Source organism: Planomonospora antibiotica (genome assembly GCF_014647955.1).
Classification (GTDB): domain Bacteria; phylum Actinomycetota; class Actinomycetes; order Streptosporangiales; family Streptosporangiaceae; genus Planomonospora; species Planomonospora parontospora.
On the sequence record NZ_BMQE01000006.1, the window covers coordinates 78,175 to 96,297 of the forward strand.

18 protein-coding genes are annotated in these 18,123 nt (G+C 73.7%); 5 read left to right on the forward strand and 13 right to left on the reverse strand.

All coding sequences use genetic code 11. The annotated features are described in order from the left end of the window. The first annotated feature begins 148 nt into the window (after positions 1 to 148). The 3 genes from IEZ06_RS07600 (at position 149) to IEZ06_RS07610 (ending at position 2,148) form a co-directional block, all read left to right on the forward strand. The gene (locus IEZ06_RS07600; protein WP_189235946.1) at positions 149 to 1,060 is read left to right on the forward strand and encodes a bile acid:sodium symporter family protein; all 912 of its coding nucleotides are present in this window, start codon (positions 149 to 151) and stop codon (positions 1,058 to 1,060) included. Next, positions 1,057 to 1,701, forward strand: coding sequence for a hypothetical protein (locus IEZ06_RS07605; protein ID WP_189235947.1), 645 nt, complete (start codon positions 1,057 to 1,059; stop codon positions 1,699 to 1,701). Before IEZ06_RS07600 ends, IEZ06_RS07605 begins: the two co-directional genes overlap by 4 nt. Positions 1,702 to 1,842: 141 nt before the next feature. Continuing rightward, positions 1,843 to 2,148, forward strand: coding sequence for a hypothetical protein (locus tag IEZ06_RS07610; RefSeq protein WP_189235948.1), 306 nt, complete (start codon positions 1,843 to 1,845; stop codon positions 2,146 to 2,148). 124 nt (positions 2,149 to 2,272) lie between these two features. On the opposite strand, the gene IEZ06_RS07615 is transcribed toward IEZ06_RS07610, so the two are convergent. The 13 genes from IEZ06_RS07615 to IEZ06_RS07675 form a co-directional block, all read right to left on the reverse strand. After that, positions 2,273 to 3,337, reverse strand: coding sequence for an FAD-dependent oxidoreductase (locus tag IEZ06_RS07615; RefSeq protein ID WP_189235949.1), 1,065 nt, complete (start codon positions 3,335 to 3,337; stop codon positions 2,273 to 2,275). 14 nt (positions 3,338 to 3,351) lie between these two features. Next, positions 3,352 to 4,698: an MFS transporter gene (locus IEZ06_RS07620; protein ID WP_189235950.1), complete on the reverse strand. Its 1,347-nt coding sequence runs from the start codon at positions 4,696 to 4,698 to the stop codon at positions 3,352 to 3,354. Next, positions 4,695 to 5,933, reverse strand: a complete 1,239-nt coding sequence (locus tag IEZ06_RS07625; RefSeq protein WP_189235951.1) for an ATP-grasp domain-containing protein — start codon at positions 5,931 to 5,933, stop codon at positions 4,695 to 4,697. The genes IEZ06_RS07620 and IEZ06_RS07625 overlap by 4 nt, the downstream gene beginning before the upstream one ends. Before the next feature lies 1 nt (position 5,934). After that, positions 5,935 to 7,335: a cation:proton antiporter gene (locus IEZ06_RS07630; RefSeq protein WP_229797863.1), complete on the reverse strand. Its 1,401-nt coding sequence runs from the start codon at positions 7,333 to 7,335 to the stop codon at positions 5,935 to 5,937. 4 nt (positions 7,336 to 7,339) lie between these two features. Beyond that, positions 7,340 to 9,187: an ABC transporter substrate-binding protein gene (locus IEZ06_RS07635; protein WP_189235952.1), complete on the reverse strand. Its 1,848-nt coding sequence runs from the start codon at positions 9,185 to 9,187 to the stop codon at positions 7,340 to 7,342. Then, positions 9,184 to 9,597, reverse strand: coding sequence for an avidin-fold protein (locus IEZ06_RS07640; protein WP_189235953.1), 414 nt, complete (start codon positions 9,595 to 9,597; stop codon positions 9,184 to 9,186). Before IEZ06_RS07640 ends, IEZ06_RS07635 begins: the two co-directional genes overlap by 4 nt. Further along, positions 9,594 to 10,502 carry a dimethylargininase gene (gene ddaH / locus IEZ06_RS07645; protein ID WP_189235954.1) on the reverse strand — a complete coding sequence of 303 codons (909 nt, stop codon included), beginning with the start codon at positions 10,500 to 10,502 and terminating at the stop codon, positions 9,594 to 9,596. Before ddaH ends, IEZ06_RS07640 begins: the two co-directional genes overlap by 4 nt. Then, the gene (locus tag IEZ06_RS07650) at positions 10,502 to 11,758 is read right to left on the reverse strand and encodes an ATP-grasp domain-containing protein (protein ID WP_189235955.1); all 1,257 of its coding nucleotides are present in this window, start codon (positions 11,756 to 11,758) and stop codon (positions 10,502 to 10,504) included. The genes ddaH and IEZ06_RS07650 overlap by 1 nt, the downstream gene beginning before the upstream one ends. Further along, positions 11,755 to 13,290, reverse strand: a complete 1,536-nt coding sequence (locus IEZ06_RS07655) for a class I tRNA ligase family protein (protein WP_189235956.1) — start codon at positions 13,288 to 13,290, stop codon at positions 11,755 to 11,757. Before IEZ06_RS07655 ends, IEZ06_RS07650 begins: the two co-directional genes overlap by 4 nt. Beyond that, entirely contained in the window at positions 13,287 to 13,688 is a 402-nt protein-coding gene (locus IEZ06_RS07660; RefSeq protein ID WP_189235957.1) for a cupin domain-containing protein, read from the reverse strand. Before IEZ06_RS07660 ends, IEZ06_RS07655 begins: the two co-directional genes overlap by 4 nt. 134 nt (positions 13,689 to 13,822) lie before the next feature. Beyond that, positions 13,823 to 15,121 carry a lysine N(6)-hydroxylase/L-ornithine N(5)-oxygenase family protein gene (locus tag IEZ06_RS07665; RefSeq protein ID WP_189235958.1) on the reverse strand — a complete coding sequence of 433 codons (1,299 nt, stop codon included), beginning with the start codon at positions 15,119 to 15,121 and terminating at the stop codon, positions 13,823 to 13,825. 61 nt (positions 15,122 to 15,182) lie between these two features. Continuing rightward, positions 15,183 to 15,368 (reverse strand): hypothetical protein, encoded by a 186-nt coding sequence (locus tag IEZ06_RS07670; protein ID WP_189235959.1) that lies wholly within the window; start codon positions 15,366 to 15,368, stop codon positions 15,183 to 15,185. Between the two features lie 115 nt (positions 15,369 to 15,483). Next, positions 15,484 to 15,879: a hypothetical protein gene (locus IEZ06_RS07675; protein WP_189235960.1), complete on the reverse strand. Its 396-nt coding sequence runs from the start codon at positions 15,877 to 15,879 to the stop codon at positions 15,484 to 15,486. 317 nt (positions 15,880 to 16,196) lie between these two features. On the opposite strand from IEZ06_RS07675, the gene IEZ06_RS07680 reads away from it, so the two are divergent. Beyond that, positions 16,197 to 17,192 (forward strand): LuxR C-terminal-related transcriptional regulator, encoded by a 996-nt coding sequence (locus IEZ06_RS07680; RefSeq protein WP_189235961.1) that lies wholly within the window; start codon positions 16,197 to 16,199, stop codon positions 17,190 to 17,192. Between the two features lie 128 nt (positions 17,193 to 17,320). Then, on the forward strand, positions 17,321 to 18,058 hold the full coding sequence (locus IEZ06_RS07685) for a CHAP domain-containing protein (RefSeq protein ID WP_189235962.1): 738 nt from the start codon (positions 17,321 to 17,323) through the stop codon (positions 18,056 to 18,058). Positions 18,059 to 18,123: the final 65 nt, after the last annotated feature.

Below are 18,123 nucleotides of genomic sequence, written 5' to 3' on the forward strand. Positions count from 1 at the left end.
CGCTCCTGTCCTCTCCCCGGCCCTCCCGGCTCCCCGGCGGCCGGCCGTGCCCCGGCGGGCCGGTCCGCCCGGCACGCCGAGGCGCGGTCGCACCGAGTCACATCCGGTCACGATCCATGATGCCCCGTCACGAAAGGCAGGGACCGCCATGAGTCCCACCGTCAGCAGCGTCCTGCTCCCCGCCGCCCTCGCCGTGATCATGTTCGGCCTCGGCCTGAGCCTGACCGCGGACGACTTCCGCCGCGTCGCGGTCCACCCCCGGGCCGTCCTCGTCGCCCTCGTCTGCCAGGCCCTCCTGCTGCCCGCGGTCTGCTTCGGGCTCGTCCTGGCCTTCGGCCTGCCGCCCTCCCTCGCGGTCGGCATGATGCTGCTGGCCGCCTCGCCCGGGGGCCCGACCGCCAACCTCTACAGCCACCTCTTCGGCGGGGACGTGGCGCTCAACGTCACGCTGACCGCGATCAACTCCCTGACCGCCGTCTTCACCCTCCCCCTCGTCGCCAACCTCTCCCTGGCGTACTTCTACGCCGACGCGGGCACGCTGGGCCTGCAGTTCGACAAGACCGTCCAGGTCTTCGCCGTCGTCCTGGTCCCCGCCGCCCTCGGCATGCTGATCCGGGCCGCCAGGACCGCGTTCGCCGACCGGATGGCCCGCCCGGTCAAGGTGCTCTCGGTCGTCACGCTGGCGGCGGTGATCGCGGTCGCGGTCGTCTCCGCGGCGGACGGGCTCGCCGCCGACATCCGGGCCGTCGGCCTGGTCTGCCTGCTGTTCAGCGTCGTGAGCCTGACCGCCGGCTACTGGCTGCCGCGCCTGGCGGGGGTGGCCCCCCGGCAGGCCGTCGCCTCGTGCATGGAGATCGGCATCCACAACAGCACCCTGGCCATCGCCGTCGCCGTGAGCCCCGCCCTGCTGGGCGACCCCCGGATGGCGATCCCCGCCGTGGTGTACGGCGTGCTGGTGTTCCTGGTCGCGGCCGCCGCCGGGTTCGCCGTACGGCGCGGCGCCCGGCCCGCGCTCGCCCTCGTCCCCGCGTCCGGCGCCGCCGGCCGCGTGCCGCTGTGAACGCGCCGGGCCCGGACCTGGCGGCCCTGCGCGAGGCGGTCGCGGAGTTCGCCCGCTTCGCCGGTCCCGAACGGTCCTGGCAGCACCTGCTCCGGGAGACCGCCCCGGCGCTCGACCTCTCGGTCCCCGCCCACCCGCGCGCCCTGCTGGCCTGGCTGAACTCCTGGGGCTGCCGGCTGCGCAACCCGCGCCCCGGCGAGCCGGACGTCTTCGGCGCGTCGGTGGCCGCCTGGTGGTCGCGCTGGGCCGCCCACCTGCCCGGACCGGACGCCTGCCTGGCCCGGCTCACGGACGCCGAGATCGACCGGCTCGGCCTGTGCTACGCCGACCTCGCCGCGGCCCCCGCCACCGCGGGGGCCCGCCCCCGCTCGCTCGGTTCCACCGCCGCCTCCAAGGCCCTGCACGCCCTGCGTCCCAGGGCCGTGATGCCCTGGGACGCGGCGATCGCCGAGCGCCTGCACGGCGCCCGCACCCCGGCGTCCTACGCCGCCCATCTGCGGCTGGGCCGGGAGTGGGCGCTGGGCGTGCTGGCCGAGTCGGGACTCGGCGAGGAGGCCCTGGCCGCGGAGCTCGGCCGGCCCGGGCGGCCGCTGACGAAGATGCTCGACGACTACTGCTACCTGACTTTCAGCGTGTTGTGACGCGCCGACGCCCGCCGATGCGCAATGCTTCAGCAAAGAATCGGCCCGCGACGACCCCCGGTGCGGATGGGACGGGTGTTCCCGGGTAAGGGATCCGTCCCGGCCGATGCATCACGGAGCGCACCACGGAAGAGGGTCACGATGGCGAAAGAGCACACCGAAGGAGCCGCCGCGGCGCGGGCGCTGGCCGCGCGGCTGCCCGGCTGGACGGTCTGGTACGGCGAGCACACCCGCCGCTTCTGGGCCCTCTCCCGCACCAAGGGGCGGGCCGGCGCCTCGCACGCCGAGGCGGCCACGGCCGAGGAACTGGAGCGGACGGTCCGCCGCATCGAGGACGGCGTCCCTCCCCAGGCGTCCTCCGAGCGGGAGACCCCCACCCGGGAGACCCCTCGACCCGCCGCGGCGGAGCCGGAGCCCCGCCGCGAGCCGGCGCGGACCGCCGGCTGACCCGCCGGGGCGGGACCGTCCCGCCCGCCGCGGGCGGTTCCGCCGATCACCGCCCCGGTCGCCGTCCTGCCCGCCGGGGTTCCGGCCGCCCCGTGGCCGCCGCGGCCCCCGCCGGTCGCCGTGCTCACCGCAGCGTCCTGACCAGGCTCCGCGCCGCCGTCCTGCTGGCGGCCAGCACCGTCTTGCCCGCCCCGCCGCTCCCCCCGGTGAAGGTGTAGATCCCCTGCGCCAGCGGGCGGAGCGAGAGCGCGCCCGTCGCGTGATAGCACTCGACCGCGGCCACCGCGGTGACCCCCGCGCCTCCGCCGGCCTTCCCGCCGGGCGTCCCGTGGCCGATCCTGGCCCGGGCGGTGTCCAGGATCCGGGTGGTCAGCGCGGGGTCGGCCACCGCCGCGCCCGGCGGCACGTCCCAGCGGTCGGTGGGCAGGCCGAGCAGCATCCGCCCGTCGGCGTACGGCCTGCCGTACAGGCCGGTGGTCTCGTCGACGAACGCGCCCGGACCCCCCGGGTGCGACGGCGCGAGCACGTACTGGATGGTCTTGGTCCGCAGTCCGCCGTCCGGCAGGCCGGTGCGGGCCAGCAGCGTCCGCGTCCACGCGCCCGCGGCGACGACGACCACGTCGAACCGCGCCGGGGGCCCGCCGACGGGGTGGACCTCGCCCTCGCGGGTGACGGTCTCGATCCGGCCGTCGACGACGAACACCCCTGATCGGGCGAGTTCCACCAGGAGCTTGTCGCGCAGCGCGTTCGGCGAGACGTAGCCCGCCCGCCGCTCCACCACGGCGACGCTCCCCTCCGGCAGGTCGCGGAAGGCGCCCCGGGCGGTGAGCCGCCCGGCGTCGAGCAGTTCGACCGAGCCCGGGATGCGGCTCCGCACGGCGTCCACCAGTTCGGCGGTGTCGCGGCCCAGGGCCGGCATCAGGTAGACCGACCCGGTCTCCCGGTAGGAGGCCCAGGCCTGCAGCACGGGGTCCGACTGGAGCTCGGCGAGGCTCGCGGCGGCCTCCATGCACAGGTCGGGGTCGGGTTCGAAGGCCCGGGTCAGCCCGCCGGAGGCCGCGCTCGCGTCGGCCCTGCGGTACGGCTCCCCGGTGTAGAGGTGGACGGCGGTTCCCCGGATGGACTCGCACAGGCGCCACGCCAGGGTGACTCCGGCGATCCCTCCTCCGACGACGGCGATCCTCGGCATCACCGCACCCCCGCTCAGCCGGCCGAGGCGGCCGCGGGCTGCGGCTCCTCGGCCCCGGTCGCAGGGGTGCGCATGCCGAGCAGTCCGGCGACGGTCGCGACGGCGGCGACCAGGGCCGCCCAGAGCCACACCGCGCGGCCGACCTGGAACCACACCAGTGTGCCGAGGACCGGGCCGAGTGCGGTGCCGAGGCCGAAGACGCTCTGCATGGCGCCGATGTAGCGGCCGCGCAGCCGTTCGGGGCCCGCCATGGCCGGGTAGGCGAAGACCGTCGGCCCGCCGATGATCTCCGAGAGGGTCCAGACCAGGGTGCCGACCATGAACCAGATCGGCAGCGGGGAGATGGCGTAGATCGCGTAGCCGACGGAGACCAGGCCCAGCCCGAGCAGCGCGGTGAGCCGGATCGGCCACCGCTGCACGACCTTCGTCATCGCCAGCTCGCAGGTGATCACGATGAACCCGTTGAGCGAGACGGCGGCGCCGTACCACCACAGGCTGATCCCCGCCGCGGCGACGTCCAGCGGGAGCGTGGCCGTGTACTGGCAGTACACGATGGAGGTGAGCAGGACCGCGACCAGGTAGAGGCTGTAGCGCCGGTCGGCGAGGACCGCCCGGTAGCCCGACCCGCCCGCGGGCTCCGGCTCGGCGGCCTGCTGCTCGGCCGCGGGCCGCGCGACCCGCCGGGGCAGCGCGAGCGAGGCGATGACGGCGAAGGTGAGCGCGGCGGCGGCCTCGCCCCAGAAGAGCGCGTTGTAGGAGACCGACAGCAGCGCCGCGCCGATCAGCGGGGCCGCGGTCATGCCGAGGTTGAGCCCGAGCCGGTACACCGCGGTGATCATCACGAGGCGGTGCTTGGGCGTCAGCTCGGTCAGGAGCACCTGGGCCGCCGGCCGGTAGAACTGGCCGACCGTGCTGACCAGGAAGATCGCGCCCAGCAGGAGCGGGTAGGTGGGCAGGTAGAGGATGGAGACGATCAGCGCGGCCGATCCCGTCATGCTGACCAGCGTGGCCGCGCGCGGCCCGATCCGGTCGGAGAGCGACCCGCCGACGAGCGAGCCCACGACCGCGCCCGCGCCGTAGACGCCGAGCGCGAGGCCCGCCTGGGTCGGGGAGAACCCGCGGTTGGTCAGGAACAGCACGAGGTAGATCTGGATGAACGCGGCGAGCTTGTTGACGAACACGCCGAGCAGCAGCGCCTTGGCCGCGCGGGACGTCTCCCTGAGGGTGACGAGCACGCCGTCGTCGCCCTGGCCCGGCGGGGCCGGCGGGGTCCCGGCGGGCTTCGCGGCTCCGGTGGGATCGGTGGGCTCGGTGGGCTTCGCGGGCCCGGTGGTCTCTTCGTTCCCGACGACGGCGGTCATGCTGCTGCCTTCACTTCCAGGTTGGCCTCGGCCGCGTCCAGGGCGGCGCGGCACTCGGCGAGGTCGGCGGAGACCGCGGTCGCGTAGGCGACGCGGCCCCACAGGGTGCCCTTGGGCGGGGGTGAGACGGTCGCTCCGGGCTCGACGACCGGGATCGCCCGGTCGACGGCCCCGGGCAGGCCGGCCTCGTCGAAGGCGATCGACCCGATCGTCGTATCGTCCTCCGCGACGTAGAAGAAGCGGACCCCGGCGGCCAGCTCGCGCCGGGGCGTCACGTCGGGCGCGCGCCCGCAGGCCACCGCCGCGGCGGCCAGGCCGGGGTCGATCCCGGTGGTGAGGAGCCCGAGGTAGGGGATCATGTCCCCGCCGAGGCGGCCGTTGACCTCGATGACGCGCAGGCCCCGGGAGGAGAGCTTGATCTCCGTGTGGGTGAACCCGTCGGTGAACCCGAGGGCGGTGTGGGTGTCCTGCAGGACGCGGCGGAACTCCGGGTCGTGCAGGAGCTCGTCGCGGGCGTCGACGTAGTGGCCCACCTCCTCGCAGTACGGCTCGTAGCCGAGGACCTTGCGGGCCAGGAAGAGCGGCGTCACCACGCCGTCCCGGACGACGGCGTCCACGCTCACCTCGGGGCCGTCGGCGTACTCCTCGACCAGGACGGGCACGTCGAACGTGGCGCCGTCGGGGACGGTGAGGTCGCGGACGAACGCGAACCGCTCGGCGAGCTCCTCCGGGTCCTCGACCCGGATCACGCCCAGGCTGCCGCCGAGGCCGCGCGGTTTGAGGATGGCCGGGTAGCCGGTCTCGCCGGCGGCCTTCAGCGCCTCCTCCAGCGTGCCGACGGCCAGGGAGCGCGGCTGCGGCACGCCGCGGGCGTCGAGCGCGACCCGGGTGAGGTGCTTGTCGCGGCAGCGGCGCACCATCGCGGTGTCGCCGCCGGGCAGGCCCAGGGCCTCCGCGACGTGGGCGGCGGCCAGGATCCTGGCCTCGTCCCAGCACAGCACGCCCTGGACGGGCTCGCGCGCGGCCAGGTCGAGCGCGGCGGGGACCATGCCGGGGCCGTCCACGGTGCTGTCCACCAGGGTCCAGCCGGTGACGTACTCGCGCTCCCAGCCGGGCTCGGCGGTGGCGAACAGGTGGATCCGGTACCCGGTCGCGATCGAGCGCAGCAGGTACTCGCGGTAGTGCCGCATCCCCGTCGCGATCAGCAGGACGAGCGGGCGGTCGTCTGCGGTCATGTCACGCCTCCTTGGCGGTCGTCACGAACTGCTTGTCGGTGGTCTGCCCGGGGGTCTCCAGGGCGTCGAAGAACTCCTCGCGGACGACCTCGTCCTCGGTGGGGGCGATGCGGGAGGCCGCGAAGCGGAGCAGGGGCGGCGCCATCATCGAGGTCACGACCGCGACGAGGACGATCACCGTGTAGGACGCGGTGGTGAGCACGCCGAGCCGGAGTCCGACCATGGCGACGATCACCTCGATGACGCCCCGGGAGTTGAGGCCGGCGCCCAGGGCGAGCGCCTCCCAGCGGGTGCGCCGCGCGATGCGCGCCCCGAGGTAGGCCCCGGCGAACTTGCCGGCGACGGCGACGGCGAGGACCAGCAGGCCCGCACCGAGCACGACGGGGTTCGCCAGCTCGGTCAGGTCCATCCGCAGGCCCGCCGTGGCGAAGAAGATCGGCGCCAGCACCGCGGCGACGAACGTCTGCAGCGGGGCGAGCCGGGCGACCTTCAGGTCCGGGGCCGAGCCGATGAGCGCCCCGCAGACGAAGGCGCCGAGGATGGCCTCGAAGCCCAGCGCGTGGGTCACCGCCGCGAAGAGCAGGAACAGCACGGTCACCGCGGCGATCAGGGTGCGGTCCCCGTGGCCGCGGTCGGCCAGCCGCAGCACCGCCGCGACCACCCTGCGGCCGATCAGCAGGGAGGCCAGGACGAACACCGCCAGCAGCGCGATCGCGGTCAGCGCCGCCTGGCCGGTGCGGGCTCCGGCGGTGGCGAGCGCGGAGACCACGGAGAGCAGGAACCAGCCCGCCACGTCGTCGATCACGGAGGTGCTCAGGATGAGCTGGCCGATGTCCCGGTGGAGCAGGCGCATCTCGGTGAGGATCTTGGCGATGACGGGGATCGCGCTGACGCACAGCGCGACGCCGAGGAAGAGGGCGAACACCGCGGGGTCGGTGCCGCCGGCGATCATCTCCGGCGGGGCCAGGAACCCGATCCCGACGCCGAGGGCGAGGGGCACCAGGAGTCCCGTGCCGCTGATCCAGGCCGCCGACCTGCCCTGGCGCCGCAGGAAGCCGGTGTCGAGGTGCATGCCGGTCATGCCGACCAGGAGCAGGACGCCGAGCTGGCCGACGGCGTCGATCAGGTGGAAGCGGGCCGGGTCCTGCGGCAGCAGCCAGGCGAACAGGTCCGGGGCCGCGTTGGCCAGCAGCGACGGCCCGATGAGAATGCCCGCGCACAGCTCGCCGAGGAGCGCCGGCAGCCCGAACCGGGCGGAGAGCCGTCCGAGCAGGGTCGCCAGGCCGAGGAGCAGGCCGAGCTGGAGGAGGAAGGTCATCAGGTGGTGGGCGGGGATGACGGCGACGGGTGCCCCGGCGAGGGGTGCCCCGGAGAAGGCGGTGAGCGTCGCGGCGGAGGTCACGGCGTCACTCCCCGCTCTCGACGTAGTACCAGTTCTCCGGCGCGATCATGCCGAAGGGGTTGATCGGCTCGAAGCCCCGCAGGCCGTTCGCGACCTCGAACAGCCGCAGCGAGAAGTTCGGGATGAAGATGACCGGGACCTGCTCGGCGATGTAGTCCTGGTAGTCGTAGAGCGCGCCCAGGTCGTCGGTGGTGACCGACTTCGCGATGAGCTCGTCGGCCTTCGGGTCGGTGTAGTGGCCGAAGTTGCCGCCGGCGTCGGTCTTGAACAGGATCTCGCCGCTCGGGAAGTGGTAGACCCAGCCGCCGCCCCAGGTGCTCAGCTCCCACAGGCAGGGGCTGTCCGGTCCGGGGACGCACGGGGCGTCCTCGGCGACCAGGACCGAGCCGTAGACCTCCTGCAGCCGCAGCTCGATGCCGGCGCGCGCCGCGTCGTCGCGGAACCGCTCCATCAGCAGGGTGAGCGCCGGGCGCCCCTCGGCGTACCGGAGCGAGAAGCTGAGCTTCGTGCCGGCCGGGATGCCCGCGCCCGCCTGGCCGGGGCCCTCGCCGGGGCCGGTGCACACCGCGGGGAAGACGCTCGTGTCCCAGCCGTTGGCGGCCAGCAGCGCGCGGGCCCGCTCGGGGTCGAACGGCAGGACCGGCGCGCCCCGCAGGGCGGGCGAGACCAGGTCGCTCGCGGGGTGGCAGGGCACGGGGCCGTCCTGCCGGTAGGCGTAGCCGTGGTAGATCTCGCGGGCCGCCCGGTCCTGGTCGAGCGTGTGCTGCATCGCCTGCCGGATGTAGGTCTGGGCGAGCATCTTCCCGGCCACGGTCGGGTTGTTGTAGTTGAGGGGGATGTAGCGGATGCAGAACGCGGCCTGCGGGACCAGCGTGTAGTTCTCGGCGAGCGGGTTCGGCCCGCCCCTGGTGGGGTCGTCGGTGGGCTCGGTGCTGAAGCTGAGCGGCAGGTAGCCGACCTGGACGCCGTCCGGGCCGTCCGGTCCGGCCAGGAGCCGCTCGTACTCCTCGCCGTCCGACATGAACGGGATCTGGCGGAACTCGTCGAGGTGGGGCTTGTTCGGGCCGGAGTAGTGCTCGTTGGGCACGAAGGTGACGACGCCGTCCATGGTGTAGCTCTTCAGCCGCCACGGGCCGCTGACCACGCTCCAGACGGGGCTGTCGGCCCAGTGCACGCGGTCGGAGTTGTCCTCCTCCAGCACGCCGCCGTTCTCTGCCATCAGGAAGTCGTAGACGGCCTCGACGTCGGCGGGGTCCTCCGACGCGTTGGCCGGCCCGTCGGCGGTCCGGTCCCAGGCCCGGGGCATCGGGGTGATGGTGCTGAGCTGGTTCATCAGCACCCAGCGCTTGGAGTAGGCCTTGTCGAAGGTGAAGTAGACCCTGTCCTCGGCGAGCTTGCCGTAGGAGACCAGGTTGTCGGGGAAGTACCCGGGGACGTACTCGCCGTAGCGCTCGCCCTTGACGGCCATCATGTTGACCCAGAACAGGACGTTGTCCGCGCAGACGGTCTCGCCGTTGGACCACTTCCAGGGCTTGATCGTGACGGTGACCGTCCGCCCGTCCTCGCTCCACTCCGGCGGCTCGCCGATGCTGAGGTCGTAGTCGACCTCGGGTGTGCCGTGGGTGCCGAAGAAGTACAGCGGCCGGTACATCAGGATCTGGAATTCCAGCAGGTTGCGGGTGCCGAAGCGCTCCGGCGGGGTGAACGGGAAGATGATCGACGGCGGGAAGCCGGGCGCGCAGGCCCAGGTGACGGTCCCGCCCTTGACGGGGGTCTCACCGCGCGGGCGCGCGGGGGCCGCCGTGTCGGCGGTCGGGGCGTCGGCGGTCGCGGTGTCGATGGTCGCGGTCATGTCCGGTCCTCGTCCTCGTCCTCGTACTCGTTCTCGTTCTCGGCGGTGGCTGTGGCTGTGGCGGCGGCGGGGAGCTCCTCCAGCAGGGAGACGCCGGTGGCGGCGTGCTCGCCGTACCGCTCCCACTCCTCGTGCAGCCGGACGCGCCCGTCGGCGAGCGTCTCCGGGGTGCTGTGGCAGCGGCCCGAGACGATCTCCCCGGTGTCCAGGACCATGCAGTAGGCGAAGTCGAGGGTGCCGTCGGGGGCGCAGACCCCGGTGAGGGCGCCGCGCCGGGCGTGCCCGCCGGCGAACTCGCCCCACAGCAGGTCCCCGTCCTGCCGGTAGGTCGCGGTCGGCGACTCCACCCCGGCGGGCACGTCCCCGGAGGTGAAGCGCCGTCCCTCGTAGCCGTTCTCCGGGGTGCTCATCGGGGACCCCCGCGCAGCTCCAGCGTGCAGCACTTGGCGCTGCCGCCGGACTTGAGCAGCTCCGACAGCTCCACGCCGATCGGTTCGAAGCCGCGCTCGCGCAGCTCGTCCATGAGGTGGGTGGCGGCGGGCGGCATCAGGACGTGGCGGCCGTCGGAGACGGCGTTCAGGCCGAAGGCCTCGGCGTCGGCCTCGGTGGCGATGACCGCGTCGGGGTAGAGCACGCGCAGCACGCCCTGGCTCTCCCGGGAGAACGCCCCCGGGTAGTACATGATCAGTTCGTCGTCGAGTACGGCCAGCGCCGTGTCGAGGTGGTAGAAGCGCGGGTCCACCAGCCGGAGCCCGGCGACGGGGAGGCCGAAGAACCTCTCGGCCTCGCGGTGCGAGCGGACGTCGGTGCGGAAGCCGGTCCCGGCGAGCAGGTAGCGGCCGGCGGCCAGGTAGTCGCCCTCCCCCTCGTTGACGTGGACGGCCTCGCGGGTCTCGTAGCCGCGGGCGCGGAACCACTCCAGGTAGGCCGGGCCCTCCGCGGCCCGCTCGGCGTGCCGGAAGCGCGCCGAGAGCACCTTCCCGCCGATGACCGTGGCGCCGTTGGCGGCGAAGACCATGTCGGGGTAGCCGGCCAGCGGCTCGATGAGCTCCACCCGGTGGCCGAGGGCCTGGAAGGCGCGGAGCAGCCCCTCCCACTGGAGGCGCGCCAGGGCGCCGTCCACCGGCTTGCCAGGGTCCATCCAGGGGTTGATGGAGTAGACGACGTCGAAGTGGGTGGGCGGGCACATCAGGTAGCGGCGGGTCCGGGCGGTCCGCCCGCCGGGGGCCGCACCGCGGGCCGCGGGGGCCTGCGCGGGGACGGCGGGCCGCTCGGGGACTGCGGTCTGGGCGGGGGCGACGGTCAGCTGGGTCATCACCGGTCTCCGATCGGGGAGAGTTCGACGCGGATCCGGTCCGCGAGGTCGTTCATGGTCTGCCGGGCGTCCTCCAGCGAGTCGCCGGTGGTGCCCAGGAAGCCGAGGATGCTGTTGCCCTCCGGCGGGCGGCGGACGACGTCCCCGGGCCGGGCGGTGATCTTGAGGAAGAAGACCCGGTCCGACCCGCTCACCTCGGCGGGCACGTCGATCCGCTCGATCCGGCCCGCGTCGCAGAGCAGGCACATGGCGGTGACGTGGACGCCGGTCGGCTCGTAGTGGCGGACCCGGGGCCGCACGCCGCGCGCCACGTCCATGACGGCGCGGATCGGGCAGTGGTCGGCGGTGATCCGGGCGATGAGGTCCAGTCCCCCGCCGCCGGGGCGGATCGCGATCTCCAGCAGGTACGGCTCGCCGCGGTGGAAGCGCACCTCGGCGTGCATCACGCTGCGGTCCAGCCCCTGGGCGCGGGCGCCCGCCGCGACGACCCGGTGCACGGCGGCCACCTGCTCCGGGCCGAGCGAGGTCGGCGCGTGGTGCACGTCGTCGTCGAAGGTCCCGCCCTCGGCGGTGATCCGGTCCACGATCGAGCCCAGGTAGACCTCGCCGTCCCAGGCGACGGCCTCGATCAGGAACTCCTCCCCGTCGAGGAAGGCCTCGACCATCAGGCCGTGCGGGCCGAGGTCGATCCCCTCGGCCTCCATGGCGTACCACGACATGCCCGCGATGCCCTCGGCCGCCCGCGGGAAGGTCTCCCGCAGCTCCTCCTCGTCGTCGATGCGGAACACGAAGTTGCTGGCCGCGCCGAGCGTCGGCTTGAGGATGACGGGGTAGCCGAAGTCCTCGGCGGCCCGCCGCGCCTCCTCCACGTCGGCCACCAGGCGGAAGTCGGGGTGCGGGGCGCCGTGCCTGCGGTGCGCCTCGCGCATCAGCAGCTTGTTCCGGCTGGTCCTGGCCGCCTCCGGGCCGACGCCCGGCAGGCCGAGCGCCTCGGCGACCGCGGCGACCGCGGTCACGGCCGACTCGGAGAAGGTGATGACCCCGTCGAAGCGCTCCTGCTCGTGCCAGGCCTTCGCCTCGGTGATGAGGTCGTCGATCCGCTGGGAGCCGGCGACGCGGTAGCGGTCCTGCGGCCAGAAGTCCGGCGTGCCGATCCCGTTCAGCACGTACAGCTCGGCGCCGAGGTCGGCGACCTGGTGGTAGCGGGACTGGTAGTAGGAGGCGTTCTGGCGCGCCTCCAGGGCGAGCAGTCTCATCGGGCGCTCCCGGGCAGTCGTGGCAGCAGGAAGGAGGCGACCGTCTCGGCGCCGGTCTCCAGGGTGAGCTTCACCCCGCGCGTCTCGGCCTCGGCGGCGACGTCGATCAGGATGGGGGCCGCGCAGGCCAGCAGGGTGCGCGCCTCCAGCAGCAGGTCGCCGGTCTCGGCGCGCTCGGCCGCCAGCAGCCGGCCGAGCTGGGTGACGATCCCGTCCGCCGCCCGGGTCAGGCTGAAGGACGGCAGGTCGTAGCAGAGGCGGAACCGCTCCACCATGACGGCCGCCCGGCGGCGGCCCTCATCTGTGACGGGGAGCTCCTCGCCGGGGTCGGTGACGAGGGCGTCGATCCGGTCGGCCAGCGCGTTCCACGGCGCGCGCAGGCGCCGCTCGGCCACCTGGTCGAGTCCCTCCCTGGTGAAGTTGGCCCGCTGGTCCTCGGGGCAGGTCAGGGCGAGGTAGAACCGGACCAGGTCGCGCGGGACCTCCGCGACGAGGTCGGCGCCGCGGATGAGGTGGCCCCGGCTGGTGGAGAACTTCTCGTTCTCCAGCTCGTAGAACTCGTTGCAGACGTTGGCGTCCGGGGTGATGTAGCGATCGCCGTGGGCGAGCAGCATCACCAGGTCGAGCATCCCCCAGAAGTAGACGTTGTCGAAGCCGTGGAAGTAGACGAGGCGGTTGCCGCTCCCGGCCCGCCAGAGCGCGTCGACCGGGCCCTCGGGCTCTCCCGCCGCCTTCCAGGTGGCGTAGACGGAGGCGGGCATGGCCTCGATCCACGGGTAGAGGATCTGGCCGGGGGTCTCGGCGAACGGGGCGTCGATCCCCCAGCCCGGCGACGGCACCGTGATCGGGATCTCGGGGAGCGGACCGGCCAGGATCTCCCGGACGAGCTGCGCGCCGTGCCGCCGCCAGACGTCCTGGCGGGCCGCGTAGTAGGCGGTGAGCTCCTTTCGGTAGTGCTCCATGGGCAGGACCAGGACGGTCGCCTCCCGCGAGGTCACCGGGTCGGCGGGGTCGAGGACCGAGCGGGGGCCGATCAGGTCGTCGAAGTGGTTGGGCCGGCCGCAGCCCTCGCAGGACCCCCCGCAGCTCTCGGCCAGGCAGGACGGGCACTCCCCCTTGACCAGGCCGTCGAACAGGTAGGTCCCCGCGTTCTCGGCGTACGGCATGCGCACGGTCCGGGTCTCGAAGCGCCCCTGCCGGTGCAGGGCGGTCACGAAGTCGAGCACCGTCCGGCGGTAGACGTCGTCGACGGGCGGCAGCTGCGCCAGGGAGATGCCCATGGCCTCCACCGACCGGCCGATCTGCCCGGTCGAGGTCCGGCAGAGCTCTCCGGGGGTCGTGCCGCGCGCCCGCGCGGTCGAGACCATGTAGGACTGGCTGTCGTCGGTGCAGGTCGCGTAGGTCACCGGCCGGCCGTCGGCGCGCAGGTAGCGGGCGTACACGTCGCCGGCGAGGTACGGCCCCGCCATGTGCCCGACGTGCAGGTCCCCGTTGGGGGTGGGGGTGGCGGCGATGACGATCGTCCGTGTCATCTCTCCTCCTGGGCGTCGCGCTCGTGGCTCTGCCGGTGGCCCTGCTCGTGGCGGGCGGTGAAGGCGCCGGTCATGTCGGCGTCCCACCAGATGCCGTACATCTCGAAGTCGGCGGCGCCGTCGTTGACGACCCGGTGGTCGGTGCCGGGCGGGAAGTAGGCGACGTCCCCGGCGGCGAAGGCGGCCCGGTCGCCCTCGCTCTCCAGGACCGCCTCGCCGGACACGGCGATGAAGATCTCGTACTCGTGGTGGGCGTGCCGGGTGGAGGCGGTGCCGGGCCGGACCACGCACCAGGCGCCCTCGAACGGGGCGTTCAGCGTGGTCCAGGGCAGCAGCCGTTTGGCGAGCAGGCCGTTGTCGGGCCTGAGCTGGTCGGGGTCGAAGGTACTGAGGTCCATGGAGGGCTCCTCGGATCGGACGGGGCCGCGGCGGGGTCGCCGCACGGGCCGGAAGGCGCGGTGGGAGCGCGGTGGTGGACGGGATGGCGGGCGGGGTCGCGGACGGGGGCCGCGGTGGGGCGGCGGTGGGGCGGTCAGGAGGCGACGGGCAGGGCGAACGGCGCGAGCAGCTCGGTGGCGGCCAGGCGGTCCTGGATGTCCCCGACGATCTCCTCGGCACGGGTGGCGAGCACGCTGAGCAGCGAGTCGGCGATGCCGTGCGTGTCCTCGTTGACGCCCTGCAGGTAGCAGGCGGCGCCGGAGCCCGGGGGCAGGCCGAGCCGGTAGACCCGGTCGACGGTGATCTCCTCCAGGCCGGCCCGGGCCGCCAGGTCGCGGACCAGCCAGGGCATCCGGCGGTCGAAGCCGGTGCCCAGCAGCAGGATGTCGCAGGGCAGCTCGGTGCGGTTCCCGCTCTTGCGGTCGGTCAGGGTCAGCACGATCTCGTCCCCGTCGAGCCCGGCGGCGGTGATCTCCGCCATCGTGATCATCCTGAGCCGTTCCGCGCCGTTGAGCCGCTCGAGGTAGATCTGCCGGTACAGGGTGTCCAGCAGGCCGGGTGAGAGCCCCGCGTAGTTGCTGCGGTGCATCTCGGACAGGAGCTGGCGGCGCGCCTCCGGCTTCGCGCCGTAGAACTCGTCGATGAACGAGGAGTAGAAGAGCTCGTTGGTGAACCTGCTGCTCTCGTAGCCGTTGAGGCCGATGGAGCGCATGACCATGGTGCACTGGGCCTCGGGCATGCCCTGGTGGGTGGCCCAGAGCATCTCGGCCGCGCTCTGCGCTCCGCCGATCACCGCGACCCGGTGCGGCGCGCCGTGGTCGAACCGGCTGATCCCCCGCGTGTACTCGGTGCTGTGGATGATCCGCTCCCGCGGCAGCGCGCCGAACACCTCGGGGATGTGCGGGTCGCGGCCGGCGCCGACCACGAGGGTGCGGGCGGTGACGGTGGAGCCGTCGCCGAGCTCGGCGCGCCACTCCTCCACCTCGCCGCCGGACGTCAGGACCGGCTCGATCCTGACGCACCGCCGGCTGTACTCGATCCGCACCCGCGACAGCGACTGCGCCACCCACAGGAGATATTCCGATATCTCACTCCGGTAGGGGGTGAAGCTGCCCAGGTTGACGAATTCATTGAGCCTTCCGGCCGAGTGCAGATAATTGACGAACGAGAATCTGCTCCGCGGATTCCGCAGTGTCACGAGGTCCTTCAGAAAGGACACCTGACTCTGCGCCCAGGGCAGCAGCATGCCGCGCTGCCAGGACACGTCCTCGTGCTGTTCGAGGAGCAGGGTCCTGCTCGCCAGCTCGGGTGAGAGCTCCTCCAGCGCCACCGCGAGGGCGAGGTTGGAGGGGCCTGCTCCGATCGCCAGTACTTCGACTTCCTGATGGTTCACTGTGGTCGCCTCCCAGACGACTTGCCGGGCTACCGCCCGGACCAGGTGCTTCGCCGGCCGGTCACTGCCAGCCGGCGCCGAGCGCGGGGAGCGGCCCGGCGCCGGGCGCGGAGCCCGCCGGACCGTCCGCCGCGAGGTGGGCCGGGGACACCCGGGACACCGGGCACACCGGGGACGGGGCCGCGAAGGCGAACGCGGCCGCGAGGGACAGGGCGCCGAGCGCGGCGGGACGGCCGATTCCGTTCATTGTTCTCCCCTTCCTTTCCGCCGGCGTCGCGCCGGCTCAATCGACCGGTGCGGCCGTGAATTCCTCCCCGGAGATCAACCGCGTTTTCTCCGGCCCTTCGGATTCTTGCCGCCAATCAGTTCCGGGATAAGCCCCGGCGCCTGTCAGCGCCCTGCAATGGCAGGACGCTGCCAGGCCCGCCGCCGAGCAGCAGGGCCTCGGCCAGGCAGGGGACGAGGCCGGCGGCGCAGCCGTCCAGGGACCAGCCGGCGAGCCGGGGGGACGCCGCGAGGCAGCGCCGGCAGAGCCGTTCCGCGGCGCTCTCGGCGGCTTCGAGGGTGGGCTGTAGGACGAAGAGGCCGAGATCGGCGCCGACGGCGCTCACCGCGCCGTATACGTGCTCGATCCGGTCGGCGGGATCGGCCAGGGCGAGGACGAGGTCGCGGAGCTCGCGGACCGGGATCCGCGGCGCGGGCGGCGGGCGGGAGCCGTCCTCCTCGGGGGCCCGCAGGCGGGCGTTGATGAGGTACATGGCTCGACGGTCTCCACCGGCCGCCGGATCCGCCAGGGATCCGCCCTGGCAGGCACCTGCCGTGCAGGAGTCTGCCAGGGGAGACGTCTCCGCCGAGGACCTTCCGGGCGGGTGGTTAACGCCGGGTTATCCGGTGGCCGCGTGGCCCCGGCACGGCCGCGGGCCGTGGCGGGACCGGCCCGGGGCCGCGTGGCCCGCCGGTGGCCGCATAACCCCGGCATGACCCCTTCGCCCTAGTTTCACACTGCGACCGCCGGAAGGTCGGTGTCGATCCCCGACCGGTCGCGCCGTGCTCGCGTCCGCCACCGGGAGGGGTCGTGCTCTCACTGCTTGGCCTCGGGTCCGCCGAGGAGACCGTCTACCGCGCCATCCTGGAGAACCCCTCCCACGGGGTGTCCGAACTGAGCGAGAAGCTGGGCTGGCCGGTCCCCCGGATCCGCGACGCGCTCGACGAGCTGGCCCGGCTGTCGCTGCTCCGGCCCTCCTGGGAGGAGCCGGGCGTGCTGCGCCTGGTGCGTCCCGAGGTCGGCCTGTCCGCGCTGCTCGCCCGGGAGGAGGCGGCGCTGCTGAGCCGCCAGCAGGAGATCGAGCGGGGCCGGACGGCCGTCGCCCAGATGATCGCGGCCTACGCGGACCTGAACCCCGCCCAGCCCAGCGACGGCGCCGAGACGCTGCTCGGCATCGACACCGTCCGCACGCGCATCGAGGAACTGGCCCTGCGCTGCCGGCACGAGCTGCGCGGGTTCGAGCCCCAGGGCGCCCAGACCCTGGCGAACATCGACGCCAGCAGGCCGCTCGACCGGGCGCTGCTGGAGAACGGCGTGCGGATCCGCATCGTCTACCTCGACAGCGTCCGCAACGACCAGCACACCGCCGCCTACGCGACCTGGCTGGCCGAGCTCGGCGGGCGGGTGCGCACGATCCCCGCCCTGCCGACCCGGATGATCGTCTTCGACCGGGAGGCGGCGCTGCTCCCGATCGACCCGGACGACAGCAGCGTCGGCGCGGTCCTGCTCCGCGGCGCGGGCGTCATCACCGCCCTGACCGCGCTGTTCGAAGGGATCTGGGAGCGGGCCGACGCGTTCGGCGACGAGCCCCACCGCGACGAGCGGGGGCTGAGCAGCCAGGAGCGCGAGGTCCTGCGCCTGCTGTCGATGGGGCTCACCGACGAGGCCGTCGCCCGCAAGCTCGACGTCTCCGTGCGCACCCTGCGCCGCGTCACCGCCGAGCTGATGGAGCGCCTGGACGCCCGCAGCCGGTTCCAGGCCGGCTGCCTGGCCGCCGGACGCGGCTGGGTCTCCGCACGGCGCTGAGCCGCCTCCCGGACCGACGAACGATCATCGAAGCGGGCGGATGTTAGACTGACCTCGGAGTTCTCGACGAATTCTCTCATCCGCCGGCCGGCCCGGCAGGCGGCGCGGAGACAAGGAGTGAACCCGGGATGATCAATGATCGCGTTCCCCGTTCCCTCCCCCCCTCCAGCCTTCCCCGGCTGGCCCTCAGCGCGGTTCTCGTCGCGGGGGCGGCCCTCGCCGGCGTCCCGGCCCTGATGTCCGGTGTCCCACCGGGTTCCCGGACCGGCCCGCCCGCCCAGGCCGCGCCGTACTGGACCGCGGGGCGGGCGCCGCAGGCGGCGGTGGCGCGGATGCTGAGCGTGGCCGAGCAGCAGGTCGGGATCCGGGAGGACGCCGACGGCGGCGGCACCAAGTTCCACTCCTGGTACATGGAGACCTCCCGGGCCTGGGAGACCGCGGCCCGCGACGGCCACAGCATCCGGGCCTACGCCAACGCCCCCTGGTGCGCGATGTTCGTCTCCTGGGTCGGCGAGCAGGCGGGGCTCCGCCCCACGGTCGGCTCGGACGTCTACGTCGTCACCTGGGCCAGGCGGTTCCAGCTCGACGGGCGCTGGGGCAACGCCCCCGCCCCGGGCGCCGTCGTCTACTTCGACATCGACGGGGAGGGCGGCGAGGGCGTCTACCGCATCGACCACATGGGCCTGGTGAAGCAGGACAACGGCGACGGCACGATCACCACGATCGAGGGCAACACCGACAACGGCCGGGTCGAGCGGCGCATCCGGTCCAAGGGCGAGGTCGTCGGCTACGGCTATCCGGACTATCCCGCGATCTGGGGGCCCCGCTCCGGCGCACCCGCGCGGGCCGCCGGAGCGGGCTGGTGAGCCGCCCGCCGGAACGGGCCGGCGGGTCCGGTCGGCGGGACGGACCGGCGGCGCCCGCCGGCCGC

Coding starts and splice junctions, on each gene's coding strand:
- IEZ06_RS07600 (WP_189235946.1), top strand. CDS start 149: ATGAGTCCCACCGTCAGCAGCGTCCTGCTCCCCGCCGCCCTCGCCGTG.
- IEZ06_RS07610 (WP_189235948.1), top strand. CDS start 1,843: ATGGCGAAAGAGCACACCGAAGGAGCCGCCGCGGCGCGGGCGCTGGCC.
- IEZ06_RS07615 (WP_189235949.1), bottom strand. CDS start 3,337: ATGCCGAGGATCGCCGTCGTCGGAGGAGGGATCGCCGGAGTCACCCTG.
- IEZ06_RS07620 (WP_189235950.1), bottom strand. CDS start 4,698: ATGACCGCCGTCGTCGGGAACGAAGAGACCACCGGGCCCGCGAAGCCC.
- IEZ06_RS07625 (WP_189235951.1), bottom strand. CDS start 5,933: ATGACCGCAGACGACCGCCCGCTCGTCCTGCTGATCGCGACGGGGATG.
- IEZ06_RS07635 (WP_189235952.1), bottom strand. CDS start 9,187: ATGACCGCGACCATCGACACCGCGACCGCCGACGCCCCGACCGCCGAC.
- IEZ06_RS07640 (WP_189235953.1), bottom strand. CDS start 9,597: ATGAGCACCCCGGAGAACGGCTACGAGGGACGGCGCTTCACCTCCGGG.
- ddaH (WP_189235954.1), bottom strand. CDS start 10,502: ATGACCCAGCTGACCGTCGCCCCCGCCCAGACCGCAGTCCCCGAGCGG.
- IEZ06_RS07650 (WP_189235955.1), bottom strand. CDS start 11,758: ATGAGACTGCTCGCCCTGGAGGCGCGCCAGAACGCCTCCTACTACCAG.
- IEZ06_RS07655 (WP_189235956.1), bottom strand. CDS start 13,290: ATGACACGGACGATCGTCATCGCCGCCACCCCCACCCCCAACGGGGAC.
- IEZ06_RS07660 (WP_189235957.1), bottom strand. CDS start 13,688: ATGGACCTCAGTACCTTCGACCCCGACCAGCTCAGGCCCGACAACGGC.
- IEZ06_RS07670 (WP_189235959.1), bottom strand. CDS start 15,368: ATGAACGGAATCGGCCGTCCCGCCGCGCTCGGCGCCCTGTCCCTCGCG.
- IEZ06_RS07675 (WP_189235960.1), bottom strand. CDS start 15,879: ATGTACCTCATCAACGCCCGCCTGCGGGCCCCCGAGGAGGACGGCTCC.
- IEZ06_RS07685 (WP_189235962.1), top strand. CDS start 17,321: ATGATCAATGATCGCGTTCCCCGTTCCCTCCCCCCCTCCAGCCTTCCC.